We start from the raw sequence: 17,737 nt of genomic DNA, 5'->3' as shown, positions 1-17,737 counted from the left end.
ATCAGTGCAGGCAAACGTTTGCGAGTCCGGGATTGCGCATCGGGCGATTTTCATTAATCCTCTATTTGTTCCGGTAAAAGCCGCGGCTTTGCGCAAGAGCAGGTGGCGCAGGGCGCAAAAGGCGGTATAATCCCGCGATTTTTTTTTAGCTCAACTCATTCCGGGAGAACACCAATGAAGATCGTGGAAGTCAGACACCCGCTGGTCAAACATAAACTGGGCCTGATGCGTGAGCATGATATCAGCACAAAGCGTTTTCGCGAGCTGGCCTCTGAAGTGGGCAGCCTGCTGACCTACGAAGCGACCGCCGATCTGGAAACAGAGCGCGTCACCATTGAGGGCTGGAATGGCCCGGTAGAGATCGACCAGATCAAAGGCAAAAAAATCACGGTGGTCCCGATTCTGCGTGCCGGCCTGGGCATGATGGAAGGGGTGCTGGAGCACGTTCCCAGCGCCCGTATCAGCGTGGTGGGTGTTTACCGTGATGAAGAAACCCTGGAGCCGGTTCCCTACTTCCAGAAGCTGGTCTCTAACATTGAAGAGCGCCTGGCGCTGGTGGTTGACCCGATGCTGGCGACTGGCGGTTCCATGATCGCCACCGTCGATCTGCTGAAGAAAGCGGGCTGCACCAGCATCAAAGTGCTGGTTCTGGTTGCCGCACCAGAAGGGATTGCCGCACTGGAGAAAGCGCATCCTGACGTCGAGCTTTACACCGCGTCAGTGGACCAGGGACTGAATGAAAAGGGTTACATCATTCCCGGGCTCGGCGATGCCGGGGACAAAATTTTCGGAACCAAATAAAACGCACAGCCGACCAGAGAGTCGGCTTTTTTTTGGCAAAAAACACCCCACGGATTCGGCCTGCCGCAAGGCGCACCGGCGTGCCTGCTGCTGTGCCTGAGGCCCGAATCGTCGGGGAAAAAATAAGGGGATAAATGATGACTCGTCGCGCCATTGGCGTCAGTGAACGACCGCCGTTACTGCAAACCATTCCACTCAGCCTGCAACACCTGTTTGCCATGTTTGGTGCCACGGTACTGGTACCCATTCTGTTTCACATCAACCCGGCGACAGTGCTGTTGTTTAACGGGGTCGGCACACTGATTTATCTCTTTATCTGTAAAGGCAAAATTCCCGCCTATCTGGGTTCGAGCTTTGCTTTTATCTCGCCGGTACTGCTATTGCTGCCGCTGGGTTATGAGGTCGCACTGGGCGGGTTTATTCTCTGCGGCGTGCTGTTTTGCATCGTGGCGCTGATTGTCAAACGCGCCGGAACCGGCTGGCTCGATGTGATGTTCCCTCCGGCGGCGATGGGTGCAATTGTCGCTGTCATCGGTCTGGAGCTGGCGGGTGTGGCCGCGAATATGGCGGGCCTGCTGCCAGCTGAAGGCAGTGCGCCCGACAGTAAAACTGTGCTGATCTCGCTGGTCACGCTGGCGGTAACCGTATTCGGTTCGGTGCTGTTCCGTGGCTTCCTGGCTATCATCCCAATTCTGGTCGGGGTCGTGGCGGGTTATCTGCTTTCCGCGTTTATGGGCATCGTGGACTGGAGCGGCGTGGTCAAAGCGCCCTGGTTTGCACTGCCGACCTTTTATACGCCGCGCTTTGAGTGGGTGGCGATGCTGACGATTCTGCCTGCGGCGCTGGTGGTCATTGCCGAGCATATCGGTCATCTGGTAGTCACCGCCAATATCGTGAAGAAAGATCTGATTCGCGACCCCGGCCTGCATCGTTCGATGTTCGCCAACGGTTTATCGACCGTCATCTCCGGCTTCTTTGGTTCCACACCCAACACCACCTACGGTGAAAACATCGGTGTGATGGCGATTACCCGCGTCTACAGCACGTGGGTGATTGGCGGCGCGGCGATTCTGGCGATTCTGCTCTCCTGCGTTGGCAAACTGGCGGCGGTGATCCAGGCGATCCCGGTTCCGGTTATGGGCGGTGTGTCGCTGCTGCTGTATGGGGTCATTGGCGCCTCCGGTATCCGGGTGTTGATCGAATCCAAAGTCGATTACAACAAAGCGCAGAATCTGATCCTCACCTCGGTGATCCTGATCATCGGGGTCAGCGGGGCGAAAGTGCATATCGGCGCAGCGGAGCTGAAAGGCATGGCGCTGGCGACGATCGTCGGTGTCGGACTGGCATTGATCTTCCGGGTTATCTCGCTGCTCAGACCTGAAGAAGTGGTGCTGGAGGCTGAAGAACCGCGCGAGCAGTGATCGCCGCGAGCCTGACAGGATCCGGGGCAGGGACGCCCCATTCATCTCTTTCTGAAAACTGTGTTAGACTTCCCCCGATTTTTTGCTTGTTCTCTTGCTGAGGTGCTTCTGAACACGCCGGCACAATTGTCATTGCCACTCTATTTACCTGACGATGAAACCTTCTCCAGCTTCTGGCCGGGGGAAAACCCGTCGCTGATTGCCGCCCTGAAAGGCGCGCTCAACCAACAACATGGCAGCTATCTCTACTTCTGGTCACGCGAAGGCGGTGGGCGGAGCCATTTGCTGCATGCCGCGTGTGCCGAAATGTCCGCGCGCAGTGAAGCCGTGGGCTATGTTCCGCTGGATAAACGCACCTGGTTTGTTCCGGACGTTCTGGAAGGGATGGAGCAGCTGTCACTGGTCTGTATCGATAACATCGAGTGCATTGCAGGCGAGCCGGAATGGGAAATGGCGATCTTCGATCTCTATAACCGCATTCTGGAAACCGGTAACACGCGTCTGTTTATCACCGGCGATCGTCCGCCACGCCAGCTTAATCTTCAGCTGCCCGATCTCGCCTCGCGCCTTGACTGGGGGCAAATCTATCGCCTGCAGCCGCTTTCTGATGAAGATAAATTACAGGCGTTGCAGTTGCGTGCCGGGTTACGCGGATTTGAGCTGCCTGAAGATGTGGGTCGCTTCCTGCTGAAGCGACTCGATCGTGAAATGCGCACGCTGTTTGATACGCTGGATCGTCTTGATCGCGCCTCGATCAGCGCCCAGCGCAAACTCACCATTCCCTTTGTTAAAGAGACGCTCGGCCTTTAAAGAATGTCGAGCACCGCATCTGGCGGGCGGCCAATCCGCGCCTTATCGCCATTGATCACTATCGGCCTTTCAATCAGCACCGGATTCTCTACCAGCGCATCCAGCAGCGCACTTTCACCTTTGTCGTCAAGCGCCAGCTCGCTGTAGATCGCCTCTTTAGTTCGCATTAACTCGCGTGCGCTCTGCATACCCAGTTTCTGTAACAGGATTTGCAGCGTCTCGCGGTCGGGCGGCGTCTGCAGATAGAGCACCACATCCGGCTCAATTCCGCGGGCAGTCAGCAGCGCCAGTGTCTCGCGGCTCTTGCTGCAGCGCGGGTTGTGATAAATCGTCACCATCTCTGACTCTCCTTTCTTCTCTGTTCGCGACGTGCTGGCGGTGTGAGTGCTTAGCCTTTCTGATACTGCTTAAAGCGCTGTTGTAACTGGCGCAGCTGATCGATACGGGCATCGTAACGCGCCTGTTTCAGGCTGCCGAGCGGCACCTGTGCGCTGGCACTGCTCAGGGTGGTGATCGCCTGATCAAGCTGGCCATTCAGGGCCAGACTCTCTGCCCGCGCCGATAACTCTTCATCATTCAGTCCCTGCTGCGCCGAGGCCTGCGCCAGTAGATCCCAGCCGTTGGGATCATCTTTATTGGCCCAGGTGTAGCGGTTCAGAATACGGCTGGCATTGGCATACTGTTTCGCTTCAACGTAGGCATTGGCCAGATTGAGCTGCACCACCGGACTGTTTTTGGCACCGGTTGCGGCGGTGAGCAGGGCGATGGCCTGTTGTGGCTGATTCAGCCCGATATCAATGTCCGACATGATATCCAGGAACCAGACATTATTGGGCTGCTTCGCCAGCAGCGGGGTGATAATCCGTTTCGCATCGGCGTAACTTTTCGCCTGCAAAAACTGTATGGCTTTGCCATATTGTGACGCCATCTGCTCACGGGAATTGCCGCTGGCATACTGACTCAGCAGTTCGTCAGTAAGCTGATTGCGTCCGGTGGAGTAGATGCCCAGCGACCGTACTTTTGCCATATAGAAATCTTCCGTGGATTGCACCACCACCGGCCGCATCTGATTAGCACGGTTGCGGGCATCCGCCAGACGACTGTCGGGCAGGGGATGCGTCAGCAGAATTTCAGGTGGCTTCGAAGAGAAGCGGCTCTGATCGGCCAGTTTTTGCAGAAAGTTCGGCATTGCCTGGGGATCGAAGCCAGCGCGCTGCAGCACCTGAATCCCGATGCGGTCTGCTTCCTGCTCATTGCCCTGCGTAAAGCTGATAATTCCCTGCTGCGTTCCCGCCAGAGTACCCGTCAGCGCGGCCATGCCCGCCTGCGGACTGGCCATCGCCAGCAGAATAGAGCCAAGCGCACCGACCCAGGTCAGTGGCGCGTTGCGCTTCTGATCTTCCATGGCACGCGCCAGATGGCGCTGGGTGACGTGCGAGATTTCATGTGCCATTACCGATGCCAGCTGGCTTTCATTGTCGGTAAAGCGGAACAGCGCTGAGTGCAGCACCACGTTGCCACCGAAAAAGGCAAAGGCGTTAAGTTCATCGTTCTGAATCAGAAAGAAGTGGAACGGCGTTTTCACCGAGTCGGCGTGAGAAACGAGTCGTTGCCCCAGCTGATTAATGTACTGATTGAGCAGCGGATCGTTGATTAGCGGCGCACTGGCGCGCAGCTGGCGCACATAGAAGTCGCCCATCTGCAATTCCTGATTAATTGATAGCGTCGAACCCGCCGTAGTACCAATATCGGGAAGTGAGTCACTGACATCGGCGTTAGCGGGTGTCAGAGTGGAGAAAATGAGCGTCGGAAGGAGCGCGGCGATCAGCGTTTTCTTTAACGAGTTCAACATGCCTGAATCCTGTAGAGAGGCCCTGAGAATGGACAGGTGCGCAGCGGGAATGTTCCGTTTTTCGCAGATAACGACGGTTCGTGACTATCTTAACCAGGGCCTCAAAAGAAAGAAATGTTGTTTTCTGGCAAATCGCCCGCCTGATTTGAGCAAGATCGCCGATTATGAAGAAAAAAATTGAACATCATGACAGTTTAAACGGCAGTTAAACGAAAAAAAACTGGCGGGGTATTGCCGGGGTCGTCAGCGGTTATATTATAGCGTTGTTGTTTATTTACATTGCGCTTCGTTAAATCGGAGCAGAATCTGCTGCCAGACAACCTAAGCCAGTAAGCTTATTTTTATAAAGTTATGTAAATTCACTCAAAAAAATTGAACATGGCATGTGTTTTTCCAGGTCTACTCTGAAAAAATAACGCACTCTGCGCCGCTAAATGCCTTTCAACCATTGATAAATCAAATCGTCTCTCCCGCCTTATTCCACGTGTTCCAGATTAGCCTGGTTGTTATTTTTATATAATGAATAGCATCGAAAAGGAAAATGGAGAAATAGTCAGGTCCACTCCAGATAAGACTTTTTATTTCTCATCATGAAACTTTTCGATTAATTCCGGCTGTGAATAATTCCAATAGTTATCAGCGCTGCGTTGACCTGAATTTACAGAGGCAAGAATTACACCTGCGCTGTGGTATAGATAGCCGACCTGATTCAATTGTGAATCTGCCAGACATAATATGCCGGAGAGAAGGGTTATGCGTTCAGTTGTTTCATACGCGTTAATCGCCATTATTGGCGGCGTCGTTGGCGCGGCTGTCACACAGAGTGGCGATATTTACGACAAAGTGACACGCCATTTTGCAACCGAGCCACAGGAAGCACCCGGATTCTGGAGCACGCCGGCGATTGAAGGTTACGGAAAAATTCATTACGAGCCTGACGCCGCGTTTAAACCGGTGCCGGGCCTGAGTAACAAAATTGTTTTCCAGATTACCCGAAGTGACGGGGCGATGACCGCACCCAATCTGGGGCTGGAACGCGTAGCCAGGGTGGTCAATCTCTATATCGCCTCGGGTATTCCGGCTGACCAACTGAAGTTTGTGGTGTCGGTCACCGGGGATGCGACGCCCGCCATGCTGGACAATGCCCATTTCAAACAATTTTATGGCATCGAAAATCCAAACCTGAAGCTGATTAATGAGCTGAATCAGGCGGGAGTGAAAGTCTCGGTCTGCGATCAGTCCGTGGCATTCCATCACTATCCCAATAACTGGATTGATAAATCCGTGGTACATGCGCTTTCCAGTCCAACCACCGTATCAACCCTGCAAAATCAGGGATACGCGTGGCTGGCAATGTAATTCATATTTAAATAATTGGGAGAAACGTAAATGCGTCCAGCAGCTTTAGTGGTGATGGCAGCCGTTGCCGGATTTATTGGGGGCAATGTTTTACAGTTGCCGGAATTATACGATAAGGTCAGCGGGAAAATGGCAGATAATAAATCTGAGCCTGCTGATTTCTGGAGTACGCCAGCAATCGAGGGCTACGGTAAAATACATTATGTGGATACGCCCGCATTTAAACCCGGCACGACAGCGGGCCTGAGTAATAAAATTGTTTTCCAGATTAACCGGAATGAAGGCGATATTCGTAAGCCGAATCTGGGTCTGGAGCGCGTAGCACGCGTCACCAACCTCTATTATGCGGCGGGTGTGCCACTCGACCAGCTGAAATTTGTGGTGTCGATTAATGGTGATGCAGTGTCATCAGCGCTGAATAATGATCAGTTCAGCAAAGCTTATGGCGTCGATAACCCGAACCTGAAGCTGATCAGCGAGCTGAAAAAAGCGGGCGTTCAGGTCACTATCTGTGATCAGTCTGTCGCGTTTCATCAGCTTGATCGCAACTGGATTGACCCGATGGTCACTCATACCATCTCCAGCGGCACCACCGTTGCCACCCTGGAAAACAGCGGTTACGCCTTCCTGATGCTTTAACTCTCCAGCAGCGGCGTCACTGCCGCTGTCATCTGCCAGTCAACTTCCTGAGATACGCCTGTCATATAACGCCACTAGTTTAGACCGCAATGAGATCGATCTCATTGACGATAAACGAGGCAGACATGACCGATTTAATCAGCGTAGCCAGACTGGCAGGGGTTTCCCGCGCAACCGCTGCGCGCGCCTTCTCTGATCCTCATCTGCTTAAACCGGGTACCCTGAAAAAGGTGCTTGCCGCCTCAGAACAGATAGGTTTTCGGCCGAATCACATTGCCCGTCAGCTCCGTACCCGCCACTCCACCACGCTCGGTGTACTGCTGCCTTCTCTGCTCAATCCGGTTTTTGCCATGCAATTGCAGGCGATGGAGCAGCAGGCGCAGCAGGCAGGCTATGCGTTGCTGGTGGCGACCAGTGATTATCAGGCTGAGCGGGAAGCAGCCATTGTCGAACATATGCTGCACCAGCGTGTTGCCGGTCTGGTACTGACGGTGGCAGACGCCGACCGCAGTGCGCTGCTGCCCACACTGGCGGCAGCGAAGATGCCATTTGTACTGACCCACAGCGTGCCGCAACAGCACGCATGGCCTGCTTTGCACGTCGACAACCGCAAAGCGATGGCCGAAGCGACCACCCATCTCATCTCTCTGGGCCACCGTCACATCGTGATGGCCGCAGGCCCAATGCAGCAATCCGATCGCGCGCGTCTTCGCTTTCTCGGCTACTGCCAGGCCATGCAGCAGGCCGGTCTGACACCGCAGGCGATGGTTGAGATGCCGAGCCATATCCACTCCGATTTCAAGCCGCTGCTGCCGCTGATGAATGCACCTTCGCCGCTGACAGCGGTGATTTGCAGTAACGATCTGCTGGCTATCAGCCTGCTGGGGGCAGCTGCACGTGCAGGTGTCAGCGTGCCGCATCAATTGTCAGTGATCGGTTTCGACGGCATTGCGCTGGGCGAACAGCTTTCACCGTCACTGGCGAGCGTGGTTCAGCCGATTGCGCTGATGGGAACGCTCGCCATTGATCTGCTTCTGAATCCGGGCAGTGAAACCCACCTGCTGCCCCATCATTTACGGCTCGGGGAGAGTATCGCCCCGGCATTTCATGGCTCTTCTTCAGGGAAACATCATGTCACTCACGTTTAATCTCAGATATATCGCCAGCGCGGCGCTGCTGGCCGGCTGCACGCTGACCAGTTCATGGGTCCAGGCGGCGGAAAATGCTATCTGCTACAACTGCCCGCCTGAGTGGGCCGACTGGGCCACGCAGCTTCAGGCGATTGAAAAAGCGACCGGGATTCATGTGCCACAGGACAATAAAAACTCGGGTCAGGCGCTGGCGCAGCTGGTGGCAGAGAAAAATAATCCGGTTGCCGACGTGGTCTATTACGGCGTCAGCTTCGGCATTCAGGCTGTCAGTGCTGATGTGGTCAGCGCGTATAAGCCGGCTCACTGGGATGAAATCCCGGCCGGTATGAAAGATCCGGCGGGCAAATGGGTAGCGCTGCACTCCGGTACCATGGGCTTTATGGTGAATGTTGATGCGCTGGGTGGCGCGCCGGTGCCGCGATCCTGGGATGATCTTCTGAAGCCGGAATATAAAGGCATGGTGGGTTATCTTGATCCGGCCAGTGCCTTTGTAGGCTATGTGGCCGCAGTCGCGGTGAATCAGGCCAAAGGCGGCAGCCTGCATGACTTCACTCCCGCCATCAACTGGTTCAAAGCGCTGCAGCGCAACCAGCCCATTGTGCCTAAGCAGACCGCCTATGCGCGGCTGATTTCAGGCGAAATACCGATTCTGATCGACTATGACTTCAACGCCTATCGCGCCCGCTACAAAGATCACGCCAATGTCGAGTTTGTGATCCCGAGTGAGGGAACGGTGACGGTGCCGTACGTTATCAGCCTCGTGAAGAACGCGCCGCATCCGGCCAACGGTAAGAAAGTGATCGATTTCGTGCTGTCCGATGCGGGCCAGGCAATCTGGGCCAATGCCTGGCTGCGTCCGGTACGGGCTGGCGCAATGTCACCTGAGGCGAAAAAATATTTTCTGCCTGACAGTGATTATGCGCGCGCCCACACGGTCGATTATCAGCAGATGGCCGATGCACAGAAGGGCTTCTCCGCACGCTATCTGAGTGAGATTCGCTGATGTCACTTTCAGACATTAATTCCTTAACCACGGGTGGGCCGCTTCGCCATCGGCTCCGCCCGCTGGGGGCAAACTGGCCGTGGATGCTGTTGCCTGCGCTGCTCTTCTTTGCCGCCTTCTGGGTGCTGCCGTTTGCCCGCCTGTTGCAGATCGGCATGACGGAGGATCGCACCACGCACCACAGTGGCTACTGGACGGTAATCAGCCAGCCACAATATCTGCAAAGCCTGCTGAATACCGTCCTGCTCTCGGCGGCGGTGACCCTGGTCACGCTGCTGATTGCGGCGGTGGTGGGCTGCTTTCTGGCGCGGCAGCGCTTTCCCGGGCGAGGAACGCTGCTGGCGCTGCTGACCTTTCCGCTGGCTTTTCCGGGCGTGGTGGTGGGATTTCTGATGGTCATGCTGGCGGGGCGTCAGGGTGTGCTGGCGCAACTCAGTCTCAGCCTGTTTCATGAACGCTGGGTCTTCGCCTATTCACTCAGCGGCTTATTTGTTGGCTATCTCTACTTTTCGCTGCCGCGTGCCATCGTAACGCTGGTGGCGGCCAGTGAGAAACTGGATAGATCGCTGGAAGAGGCGGCCCGTTCACTGGGTGCCAGCCAGTGGCGCATCATCATAGACGTCATCATACCCGGACTGAAACCGGCGCTGCTCTCCTGTGGCGCACTCTGTTTCGCCACCAGTATGGGCGCGTTTGGCACCGCCTTTACGCTGGGTACCGAACTCGCTGTGCTGCCGCTGACCATTTACGGTGAGTTCACCAATTACGCTAACTTTGCCACTGCGGCGGCACTCTCAGTCGTGATGGGCGCCGTGGCCTGGCTGGCGCTGATGCTGGCTAATGGCCTTACGCGCCGGAAGGAGCATGAATCATGAAACGACGGGGTCTCTTCTGGCTGCAGGTTGCGATCACCAGCCTCACCGCACTGTTTATGATCGTGCCGGTCATGCTCTCGATGCTGGCGGGCGTTACACAGAACTACTTCGCGGGCCTGCGCAGTGGCCTGACACTGAAGTGGGTGGAGCAGGTGTGGCAGATGTATGCCGACACCTTCTGGCTGTCACTGCTGATTGCGCTGAGCTGTCTGGCGGTGACGGTCATTGCTGGCGTACCCGCCGCCTGGGGCTTACTCAAGTCACCGTCACGCTGGGCCTCGCGTATTGAGGAGTGTCTGATGCTGCCGGTGGCGTTGCCGGGCCTCGCCACCGCGCTGGGCATCATTCTGCTTTACGGTCAGTTCAGTGCGTTGCGCGACAGCTGGCTCTTTATCCTGATCGGCCATGTGCTGTTTACACTGCCCTTCATGATTCGCCCGGTGCTGTCGGTGATGCAGGCGATTGATCTTCCGCGCCTGGAAGAGGCCGCCGCCAGCCTGGGGGCGAGTTTCTGGCGTCGCTTTTTTACTGTGGTCGTTCCGAACTGCCGTAACGGCATTCTGGCGGGTGCGTTTATGGTCATCACCCTGTCGGTGGGGGAGTTCAACATTACCTGGATGCTCCACACACCGCTGACCAAAACGCTGCCGGTGGGGCTGGCCGACAGCTACACCTCCATGCGGCTGGAAGTCGGTTCTGCCTACACACTGATCTTTATCATGATGATTTTACCGCTGCTGCTGTTGCTTAACGCCTGTAATCACTGGCTGGAACGGCAAACGTCGCGGCAGCAGAGAGAGGAAACCGTATGAATGAGGCCATCAATGTGACGCTGCGCCACTGCTCGCGTCGCTTTAATCAGCAGGTCGCGCTGCATCCGCTCGATCTGCGCGTGCACGCCGGAGAAACGCTGGTTCTGCTGGGACCGTCGGGCTGTGGTAAAACCACGCTACTGCGCATTATCAGTGGCCTGGAAAGCAGCGATCCGCCGGGCGAGATCTGGTTTGATCAACGTAACGTTACCGCGCTGCCGATTGAGAAACGCAATGTCGGCATGGTGTTCCAGAACTACGCGCTGTTCCCGACACTTAACGTGGCGCAGAACGTCGCCTATGGCCTGAAGGTGCAGGGCGTGCCGCGTGCCGAGCGAGAGGCGCGGGTTGCAGAGATGCTGGCGCTGGTTGATCTGACGCCTCTGGCACATCGCGCGATTGATAAGTTGTCCGGCGGGCAGAAACAGCGTGTGGCGCTGGCACGTGCGCTGGCCGCCCGGCCTAAAGTGCTGCTGTTTGATGAGCCGCTGGCGGCGCTTGATGCCAGGCTGCGCGACCGACTGCGTCTGGAGATCGGTGCGCTGCTTAAGCGGCTGGCGATCACCGCCGTTTACGTCACGCATGATCAGCAGGAGGCGATGGCGCTGGGCGATCGCATCGCGGTGATGGAGCAGGGCCGTCTGGTGCAGCTTGATACCCCGCAGGGCATTTATCAGCGTCCTGCCTCCCGCTTTGTGGCCGATTTTGTGGGTGCGATTAACTGCGTTGCGCACGACCCGGAAGGCCATCCTGTGCGTTTTTGCCGCCCGGAAGATGTTCTGCTGGCCGATGATACGCGCTATGCCCAGCGCGGCGTGGTGGTGGGCAGTATGTTTCTCGGCGCTTCACAGCGCTTACTGATTGATATCGGACTGGATAATCCCATTCAGGTCGATCGTCATGCGCGCGAAATCTGGCAGGCGGGGCAGCGTATCAGCTGGTCGCTGACCAGCCACGCCGCGCTGGAATTCAGTTGCTAAGGAGTCTGTTGTGTCTCTTCAACCCACATTGATTGCTCAAATCAGCGATCTGCATATCAAGGCCCATGGCCGCCTCTCATACAAACAGGTCGATACCCATGCGGCGTTACTGCAGGTTATCGATACCCTCAACTCGCTGCAGCCGCGACCTGATGCAGTGGTAATTACCGGCGATCTGGTCGATTTTGGCAGGCCGGATGAGTATCAGACTTTGCGGGAAGCCCTGCAGCGCCTGCAACCGCCGTTTTATCTCATGGCGGGCAATCACGACGACCGCGAGGCGCTGCGGGCTGCCTTCCCTGATCACGGCTATCTGCAATCCGGACCCACACTGAACTGGCAGCTGAGTGTGGGCGGCGTCAGGTTGATTGCCCTGGATTCCAGCGTACCGCAACAGCCGTGGGGTGAGGTAGATGAGGAACAGTTAGAATGGCTGGACCAGGCGCTGGGCATGTCCGCGGATCAGCCCACCCTGGTCATGCTGCACCATCCGCCTTTTGCCTGCGGCATTGCGCATATGGATCGGCAACGGTTACGCCATCCGCAGGCTCTTGAGGCGATCATTGCCCGTCATCCGCAGGTAGAACGGGTCTTGTGTGGACATCTGCATCGCAGCCTGCAGACCCGCTTTGCTGGCACGCTCGCCTGTGTCGCGCCGGGCGTATCGCATCAGGTCGCGCTGGATCTGCATCCGGAGGGGCCCGCGCACTTTATCCTGGAGCCGCCCGGCTATTTACTGCATTGCTGGCAACCCGGAGAGGGAATGGTCACACATCAGTGCGCGATTGGCCATTTTTCAGGACCCTGGCCATTTTACGATAGTCAGGGATTAATCGATTAGTGCCAGCTAAATCTGTATTAAGCGGGGTAAAATTTGTCTTAGTGCTGCTCAAAAATGCCGACACAGTGTAGACTTAAGCCCGGATATCAGGGCCTCTGGCACACTTAAAAAAATAATCAGGCATTCACGACATGACACTCATCTTCGGCGCGGCGACGCCATGCTAAAGCACATCCGGCCCAAGGCCGATTTGCGCAATCTGATCGCCCTGCTGGTGATTGTCAGCATTGTTATCACACTCGCGAACGCGCTCTACGCTACCTGGCGGGTTCAGCGCCAGGTGCTTATTGACACCACGCTTGAGGCTAACCGGGCGTATGCCGCCAAGCTCGCCTCAACCAGTGAAATTTTCTTCCAGCTGGCGCAGTCTCAACTTCATTACAGCGCCAATCAGCTCAGCCGTGACTTTACTAATCAGGGGCTGCTGAACAATGAAGTCAATCGACTGCGTGAGCAGACCACCAGTTTCAACTCCGTCGCGATCGTGGATGCGCAGGGCGTGATCAAAGCAATTTCCCCCGAGTCACTGACGTTACAGGGTATGCACCTCACCAGTGACGCCTCGCGAGAGGCGCTGACCCTGCGACAGCCGATCATCAGTAAACCCTCCCTTTCTGCCGCCAATAATCTGCTGGTTTTTGTCTCATGGCCTGTCTGGAGTCCCGAGGGTGACTACCTGGGCTACATCGGCGGCACTATCTACCTGAAGAAGAAAAGCATACTCAATGCGCTGCTGGGTGAGCAGTTCTATCGCGATGGCACAACGGTTTATGTGCTCGATAGCAACAATGAGGTGTTGTATCACCAGAATCGTCAACTGATTGGCAAAACGCTGCCTGCCATCGTCAATCCGCGTGATGACCAGACCAATGGCTCGCTGATGCTTGCCGGTCCGGGTAATGCCACACAGCTGGCGGGCTTTGCCGTGGTGCCGACGACCGGCTGGACAGTGGTAGCGTTGAAGCCGATTAACGTCACACTGGATCCGCTGTCCGGTCTGTTGATGAAAGTGCTGAAAAATTCTGTGCCGTTCGCGCTGCTGACTCTGCTGGTGGCCTTAGTCATGGCACGTCTGATTGCCCGGCCACTCTTCCAGCTGGCGCGCAAAGCCAGCCGGATGGATGCGCAGGGCGTATCAAAAGAAATTGGCGGCATCACCGCCTGGTATTTTGAGGCGGCCCAGGTAAAGCGCGCGCTGCTCACCGGTATTGGGCTGGTGCAGGATAAAATTGGTCGCCTTAACTCAGAAGCGCAGACCGATCCGCTGACTCAGGTACTCAATCGCCGGGGTCTGAATGCGGTGCTGGAGTACTATCGGACCCTGCGCCAGCCTTTTTCGGTGCTGGCACTGGATATCGATCATTTCAAAAACGTTAATGACAGCTGGGGCCACGACGTGGGCGACCGGGTCATTCAGCAGGTGGCAAGTACGCTGCGTGCCAGCGCCCGTCAGTCTGATGTGGTCTGTCGCAATGGCGGAGAGGAGTTTCTGATGCTATTGCCAGGAACGGCCCTGGATGAGGCGCAGATCATCGCAGAACGCGTACGGGTGGGCATTGCTGAAGCCTGGCTGACTGACGTGGGGCGCATTACCTTGTCTATTGGCGTGGCGGCCTGGAATGGTTCGCAGGATGCGGGACTGGAAAACAGCCTGAAACAGGCGGATGCGGCGCTCTATGAGGCGAAGAGTGCCGGACGTAACTGTGTGATCGTTGCCGACTCCTAGTCGGGTGAAACCGGATGTTTCATTACGGCAGGGTAAACGTGCGGGAAAAAGAGAAGCAGGGGCGCGGCGGTCAGACTAACGCGCCCCTTAACATCAGGCTGATTTGACGTAATCCAGCACCATGTCGTGGTGATTCGACGTCTTAAAGTTATCAAACACTTTTTCGATCTTGCCCTCGGCATCAACCAAAAAGCTGATGCGATGAATACCGTCATAGGTTTTCCCCATAAACGTTTTTTCACCCCAGACGCCAAACGCCTGGCAGACTTCATGATTTTCATCTGACAGCAGCGTAAAGTTCAGCAGCTCTTTTTCGACAAACTTTGACAGTTTTTCCGGTTTGTCGGTGCTGATACCCAGCACTTCCACGCCCGCTTTTTTCAACTCATCCATGTTGTCACGCAGACCGCACGCCTGCACGGTGCAGCCTGGTGTCATCGCTTTCGGGTAGAAGTACACCAGAACGCGCTGTCCCTGGAAGTCGGTCAGATTCACGTGTTCGCCGTCCTGGTCAGGCAGGCTAAATGCGGGTGCAGTATCTCCGGCTTTCAGTGGATTCATCACATCTCTCCATTTTCTTATTCAGGCTGTGGGTAATACACCATCCGGCCAGAAACGGCCAGCAGCAACATTACCATCAGGGGGTATTTCACCACATAGCCGCGCATTCAGGCGTCAGTAATGTGGAGAAATAACTCCGGTTTAAGGACCAAAGCTTAGCGTATCGCGCTGACAGGTTCGCTGCTGTCGGCGTCTGAGACACTGTAGAGACGTAGCGTTCCCTGGGCATTCAGCTCCTGGCACAGGGTATTAAAAGCCTGCTCAAACGACGTGCCACGGGTTCGCGTTGGACTGTGGGCCGTCATTTGAATATAGAGTGTCGGTGGCAATTCGTGTTGCGCAGGTGTGATTCGCGACACCAGTTCGGCCACGTTCATCTGATGCTTATCAATAAGATCGGTGAAACGCTCAATAATATGCGGCGAATCGGCCACTTCAACCTGGATGAATGCGGTGTCTGGCATCGGCGGACGAAGCCGGGCATTGGTTCGCTTCATGACGATCAGCAGCTCCAGCTCTGCGCCTTTCAGCGGCAATGTCGATTCAATCAGTGTGATTGCGTTCCAGCTGCCCGACAGCAGCATAATAAACGTGAACTCATCCCCGAGCATGGCAAGACGGCTATCTTCAATATTACAACCGCAGCTGCTGACGTGTCGGGTAATGGTGTTGACGATACCCGGACGGTCAACACCAAGCGCGGTGATCACCAGATGATGGGGCTGAGATTGCGGCAAAATGGCTTTTCCTCTGCTTTCGCTAATAACCATAAGGTAAACATAAAAAAAACTGCTGACAAGCGCGGGAATGGCGTGGCTTGCTTGCTTTTCCCTAAGTGTAAAACGTACCATGAAGCACTTGTTTGTCGAGGGGATCGCCAATGTTTACGGGAAGTATTGTTGCACTCGTTACGCCAATGGATGACAACGGTAATGTCTGCCGGTCGAGTCTGAAAAAACTGATTGATTATCATGTCGCCAGCGGCACCGCGGCGATCGTTTCCGTCGGCACCACAGGCGAATCTGCAACCCTGAGCCATGAAGAACATGGTGATGTGGTGATGCTGACCCTGGAACTGGCTGATGGCCGTATCCCGGTGATAGCCGGAACCGGTGCAAACGCCACCGCTGAAGGCATCTCTCTGACGAAGCGTTTTGAAAATTCCGGCGTGGTGGGTTGCCTCACCGTGACGCCTTATTACAATCGTCCGACCCAGGAAGGGCTGTTCCAGCACTTCAAAGCGATTGCGAATAGCACCAGCCTGCCACAGATGCTGTATAACGTTCCCTCGCGCACCGGTTGTGACATGCTGCCGGAAACCGTTGCCCGCCTGGCCGAAATCAAAAATATTATCGGAATCAAAGAGGCAACCGGGAACTTATCGCGTGTTAGTCAGATCCAAGAGCTGGTAAATGAAGATTTCATTCTGGTGAGTGGCGATGACGCGACTGCGCTGGACTTTATGCAACTGGGCGGTAAAGGCGTCATTTCGGTGACCGCAAACGTCGCTGCACGCGAAATGGTTCAACTGTGTCAACTTGCACAGCAGGGCAATTTCGTTGAGGCACGCCGCCTGAATCAGCGTCTGATGCACCTGCACCAGACGCTTTTCTGTGAACCCAATCCTATCCCGGTGAAATGGGCTGCGAAACAGCTAGGATTAATCGCTAACGACACGCTGCGTCTGCCAATGACGCCACTGACTGCAGCTGGCCAGCCGAAAGTGGAGCAGGCGCTGGTGAAAGCGGGTTTGCGATAATTTAGGGAGTTTGAATGAATTACTCAGTAAAGCGGTCAACAGTAGCCACAGTGGTGGGGCTTTCTACCCTGATGCTGTTGTCGGCCTGTTCAAGTGATCAGCGTTATAAGCGCCAGGTCAGTGGTGACGAATCTTATCTTGAAGCCAGTCAGTTAAGTGAACTGAAAGCGCCGGCCGGCATGATCCTGCCGGTACAGCGTGGTGATTACGATGTACCGCGCACCAGCAGTCAGGCACCGACCGGCAAGCAGCTCGACATTCGTCCACCTGCCCAGCCGCTGGCGCTGATGAACGGCACCCGTGCGCAGTTCAGCAACAACACGGGCGCACTGATGATTGATAGTAGCCGTGGTTCAGTCTGGCCACGCGTCGTGAGCGTCGTGCAGTCAAACAATTTCGCGATTGCTTCACGTAATGACGCCGGCCAGCAGCTGACGACCGACTGGGTACAGTGGAACCGTGCTGATGAAGATCAGCAGTATCGTGGTCGCTACCAGATCAGTGTGCAGTCGCAGAGCTATCAGCAGCAGCTCACCGTACGTCTGCTGGAGCTGCAGCAGGCGGGTAAAACGGTTACCTCACCTGTTCAGATTCAGCGCTATACCGCGCAGATGCTGAATGAAATCAGCACCGGTCTGGACAAGATTGATACCGCCAGTGAAAACGCGGCGGCAGGTCGGGTGAGTGGGGCTATTGATGTGCAGAGCGGCGCAGATGATACCGGCCTGCCAATGCTGATCCTGCGCACGCCATATAATGTGGCGTGGCAGCGTCTGCCTGAAGCGATGAAACGCGTTGGGATGGAGGTGACGGATACCACTCGCTCAACGGGTAGCATGAAAGTGACCTACAAGTCACTGAGCAGCAGCGACTGGGATTCCATTGGCGCAAAAGACCCGGAATTACCTGACGGTGATTACAAAGTGCAGGTCGGTGATTTGGACAACCGCACCAGTCTGCAATTTATCGACCCGAAAGGGCATGTGCTGACCCAGTCGCAGAACGATGCGCTGGTGGCCGTGTTCCAGGCGGCGCTGAACAAATAAAGTTGCCTCAGGCCGGAGATTCTCCGGCCTTTTTATTTTGTTTTTGGCATAATAGCGCGCGGCGAAGTAAACGATTGCGTCAAGGCAATCGCCGCAGCGGC

18 protein-coding genes are annotated in these 17,737 nt (G+C 55.7%); 14 read left to right on the top strand and 4 right to left on the bottom strand.

What is annotated here, in order from left to right:
* Nucleotides 1–174 precede the first annotated feature (174 nt).
* The 3 genes from upp (at nucleotide 175) to hda (ending at nucleotide 3,032) form a co-directional block, all read left to right on the top strand.
* Nucleotides 175–801 (top strand): uracil phosphoribosyltransferase, encoded by a 627-nt coding sequence (gene upp / locus H7K52_RS02910; protein ID WP_003848753.1) that lies wholly within the window; start codon nucleotides 175–177, stop codon nucleotides 799–801.
* 137 nt (nucleotides 802–938) lie between these two features.
* Entirely contained in the window at nucleotides 939–2,222 is a 1,284-nt protein-coding gene (gene uraA, locus H7K52_RS02905) for a uracil permease (protein ID WP_078804659.1), read from the top strand.
* A 102-nt stretch (nucleotides 2,223–2,324) separates the two neighbouring features.
* Nucleotides 2,325–3,032, top strand: a complete 708-nt coding sequence (hda, locus tag H7K52_RS02900) for a DnaA inactivator Hda (RefSeq protein WP_033743385.1) — start codon at nucleotides 2,325–2,327, stop codon at nucleotides 3,030–3,032.
* Here hda and arsC read toward each other — a convergent pair.
* Entirely contained in the window at nucleotides 3,029–3,370 is a 342-nt protein-coding gene (gene arsC / locus H7K52_RS02895) for an arsenate reductase (glutaredoxin) (protein WP_008926552.1), read from the bottom strand. The genes hda and arsC overlap by 4 nt on opposite strands.
* A 50-nt stretch (nucleotides 3,371–3,420) precedes the next feature.
* A complete protein-coding gene (bepA, locus tag H7K52_RS02890) occupies nucleotides 3,421–4,884 on the bottom strand; it encodes a beta-barrel assembly-enhancing protease (protein WP_182629661.1) in 1,464 nt (487 codons plus the stop codon).
* Nucleotides 4,885–5,637: 753 nt separating this feature from the next.
* On the opposite strand from bepA, the gene H7K52_RS02885 reads away from it, so the two are divergent.
* The 9 genes from H7K52_RS02885 (at nucleotide 5,638) to H7K52_RS02845 (ending at nucleotide 14,270) form a co-directional block, all read left to right on the top strand.
* Nucleotides 5,638–6,243: a DsrE family protein gene (locus tag H7K52_RS02885; RefSeq protein WP_003848761.1), complete on the top strand. Its 606-nt coding sequence runs from the start codon at nucleotides 5,638–5,640 to the stop codon at nucleotides 6,241–6,243.
* Nucleotides 6,244–6,273: 30 nt separating this feature from the next.
* Nucleotides 6,274–6,882: a DsrE family protein gene (locus H7K52_RS02880; protein ID WP_003848763.1), complete on the top strand. Its 609-nt coding sequence runs from the start codon at nucleotides 6,274–6,276 to the stop codon at nucleotides 6,880–6,882.
* Nucleotides 6,883–7,007: 125 nt separating this feature from the next.
* A complete protein-coding gene (locus H7K52_RS02875) occupies nucleotides 7,008–8,030 on the top strand; it encodes a LacI family DNA-binding transcriptional regulator (RefSeq protein ID WP_140033155.1) in 1,023 nt (340 codons plus the stop codon).
* Nucleotides 8,014–9,036 (top strand): ABC transporter substrate-binding protein, encoded by a 1,023-nt coding sequence (locus H7K52_RS02870; protein WP_003848768.1) that lies wholly within the window; start codon nucleotides 8,014–8,016, stop codon nucleotides 9,034–9,036. The genes H7K52_RS02875 and H7K52_RS02870 overlap by 17 nt, the downstream gene beginning before the upstream one ends.
* Nucleotides 9,036–9,911 carry an ABC transporter permease gene (locus H7K52_RS02865; protein ID WP_033761480.1) on the top strand — a complete coding sequence of 292 codons (876 nt, stop codon included), beginning with the start codon at nucleotides 9,036–9,038 and terminating at the stop codon, nucleotides 9,909–9,911. Before H7K52_RS02870 ends, H7K52_RS02865 begins: the two co-directional genes overlap by 1 nt.
* Nucleotides 9,908–10,723 (top strand): ABC transporter permease, encoded by an 816-nt coding sequence (locus H7K52_RS02860; protein ID WP_003848771.1) that lies wholly within the window; start codon nucleotides 9,908–9,910, stop codon nucleotides 10,721–10,723. Before H7K52_RS02865 ends, H7K52_RS02860 begins: the two co-directional genes overlap by 4 nt.
* Entirely contained in the window at nucleotides 10,720–11,703 is a 984-nt protein-coding gene (locus H7K52_RS02855) for an ABC transporter ATP-binding protein (protein ID WP_003848773.1), read from the top strand. The genes H7K52_RS02860 and H7K52_RS02855 overlap by 4 nt, the downstream gene beginning before the upstream one ends.
* A gap of 10 nt (nucleotides 11,704–11,713) precedes the next feature.
* Nucleotides 11,714–12,544, top strand: coding sequence for a phosphodiesterase (locus H7K52_RS02850; RefSeq protein WP_003848775.1), 831 nt, complete (start codon nucleotides 11,714–11,716; stop codon nucleotides 12,542–12,544).
* A gap of 160 nt (nucleotides 12,545–12,704) precedes the next feature.
* Nucleotides 12,705–14,270 (top strand): sensor domain-containing diguanylate cyclase, encoded by a 1,566-nt coding sequence (locus H7K52_RS02845; protein ID WP_008926546.1) that lies wholly within the window; start codon nucleotides 12,705–12,707, stop codon nucleotides 14,268–14,270.
* Nucleotides 14,271–14,363: 93 nt separating this feature from the next.
* Here H7K52_RS02845 and bcp read toward each other — a convergent pair whose 3' ends face one another.
* Together bcp and H7K52_RS02835 are read right to left on the bottom strand one after the other, a co-directional pair.
* Nucleotides 14,364–14,831, bottom strand: coding sequence for a thioredoxin-dependent thiol peroxidase (gene bcp, locus H7K52_RS02840; protein WP_003848783.1), 468 nt, complete (start codon nucleotides 14,829–14,831; stop codon nucleotides 14,364–14,366).
* A gap of 155 nt (nucleotides 14,832–14,986) precedes the next feature.
* Nucleotides 14,987–15,568 (bottom strand): glycine cleavage system transcriptional repressor, encoded by a 582-nt coding sequence (locus H7K52_RS02835; RefSeq protein WP_003848785.1) that lies wholly within the window; start codon nucleotides 15,566–15,568, stop codon nucleotides 14,987–14,989.
* Between the two features lie 143 nt (nucleotides 15,569–15,711).
* On the opposite strand from H7K52_RS02835, the gene dapA reads away from it, so the two are divergent.
* Both dapA and bamC read left to right on the top strand, forming a co-directional pair.
* Nucleotides 15,712–16,590, top strand: coding sequence for a 4-hydroxy-tetrahydrodipicolinate synthase (gene dapA / locus H7K52_RS02830; RefSeq protein ID WP_003848787.1), 879 nt, complete (start codon nucleotides 15,712–15,714; stop codon nucleotides 16,588–16,590).
* 14 nt (nucleotides 16,591–16,604) lie between these two features.
* Nucleotides 16,605–17,636 carry an outer membrane protein assembly factor BamC gene (bamC, locus tag H7K52_RS02825; protein WP_003848789.1) on the top strand — a complete coding sequence of 344 codons (1,032 nt, stop codon included), beginning with the start codon at nucleotides 16,605–16,607 and terminating at the stop codon, nucleotides 17,634–17,636.
* Nucleotides 17,637–17,737 lie beyond the last annotated feature (101 nt).

It is taken from the genome of Pantoea hericii (genome assembly GCF_014155795.1).
GTDB classification, from domain to species: domain Bacteria; phylum Pseudomonadota; class Gammaproteobacteria; order Enterobacterales; family Enterobacteriaceae; genus Pantoea; species Pantoea eucalypti.
This window is presented reverse-complemented; position numbering and strand designations above follow the sequence as displayed.

Bases quoted from the DNA above. Each gene is read 5' to 3' on its own strand.
- upp (WP_003848753.1), top strand. From the start codon at position 175: ATGAAGATCGTGGAAGTCAGACACCCGCTGGTCAAACATAAACTGGGC.
- uraA (WP_078804659.1), top strand. From the start codon at position 939: ATGACTCGTCGCGCCATTGGCGTCAGTGAACGACCGCCGTTACTGCAA.
- arsC (WP_008926552.1), bottom strand. From the start codon at position 3,370: ATGGTGACGATTTATCACAACCCGCGCTGCAGCAAGAGCCGCGAGACA.
- bepA (WP_182629661.1), bottom strand. From the start codon at position 4,884: ATGTTGAACTCGTTAAAGAAAACGCTGATCGCCGCGCTCCTTCCGACG.
- H7K52_RS02885 (WP_003848761.1), top strand. From the start codon at position 5,638: ATGCGTTCAGTTGTTTCATACGCGTTAATCGCCATTATTGGCGGCGTC.
- H7K52_RS02880 (WP_003848763.1), top strand. From the start codon at position 6,274: ATGCGTCCAGCAGCTTTAGTGGTGATGGCAGCCGTTGCCGGATTTATT.
- H7K52_RS02875 (WP_140033155.1), top strand. From the start codon at position 7,008: ATGACCGATTTAATCAGCGTAGCCAGACTGGCAGGGGTTTCCCGCGCA.
- H7K52_RS02870 (WP_003848768.1), top strand. From the start codon at position 8,014: ATGTCACTCACGTTTAATCTCAGATATATCGCCAGCGCGGCGCTGCTG.
- H7K52_RS02865 (WP_033761480.1), top strand. From the start codon at position 9,036: ATGTCACTTTCAGACATTAATTCCTTAACCACGGGTGGGCCGCTTCGC.
- H7K52_RS02860 (WP_003848771.1), top strand. From the start codon at position 9,908: ATGAAACGACGGGGTCTCTTCTGGCTGCAGGTTGCGATCACCAGCCTC.
- H7K52_RS02855 (WP_003848773.1), top strand. From the start codon at position 10,720: ATGAATGAGGCCATCAATGTGACGCTGCGCCACTGCTCGCGTCGCTTT.
- H7K52_RS02845 (WP_008926546.1), top strand. From the start codon at position 12,705: ATGCTAAAGCACATCCGGCCCAAGGCCGATTTGCGCAATCTGATCGCC.
- bcp (WP_003848783.1), bottom strand. From the start codon at position 14,831: ATGAATCCACTGAAAGCCGGAGATACTGCACCCGCATTTAGCCTGCCT.
- dapA (WP_003848787.1), top strand. From the start codon at position 15,712: ATGTTTACGGGAAGTATTGTTGCACTCGTTACGCCAATGGATGACAAC.
- bamC (WP_003848789.1), top strand. From the start codon at position 16,605: ATGAATTACTCAGTAAAGCGGTCAACAGTAGCCACAGTGGTGGGGCTT.